The sequence below is a fragment of the Pseudoalteromonas rubra genome (assembly GCF_005887115.1).
Classification (GTDB): domain Bacteria; phylum Pseudomonadota; class Gammaproteobacteria; order Enterobacterales; family Alteromonadaceae; genus Pseudoalteromonas; species Pseudoalteromonas rubra_F.
Window position 1 is genome coordinate 1 of sequence record NZ_PNCJ01000100.1, and the last position, 342, is coordinate 342.

The 342-nt window shown below is 48.8% G+C and carries 1 protein-coding gene; it reads right to left on the reverse strand.

The genetic code is table 11. The annotated features are described in order from the left end of the window. A partial coding sequence (locus CWB98_RS24095; protein WP_171045744.1) for a hypothetical protein occupies positions 1 to 342 on the reverse strand: 342 nt, incomplete at both ends.

The following is a 342-nucleotide window of genomic DNA, read 5'->3' on the forward strand; positions in this document are numbered from 1 at the left end:
AAGACGCTGCCATAGACTAGCAGTTGTGGTGAGATTCTGTAACCGCTTATAAAGGACACATCCAGCAGTTGCTTATCAAGCCTCCAGTGTCGGTAGCTATTCTCGTTGCCGGTGTTACCGTCATCATTATTCGTGACAAACCCAAATCGCACTGCATGGCTCCAGTCGCCGCTTTGAGCATGTTCACGATGTTTACCGTAAAATTGGTATTTGATCCCATAATTAGTATCGCTGGCAATGGTGGCGTCAAGTTCAAGCCCGAAACCCAGCGAAAGCTTGGCAGAAGTCAGCCCTTTCGACTCGCTTTCCGCGTCTATGCTACCTTCATGAGGCACTACGTGT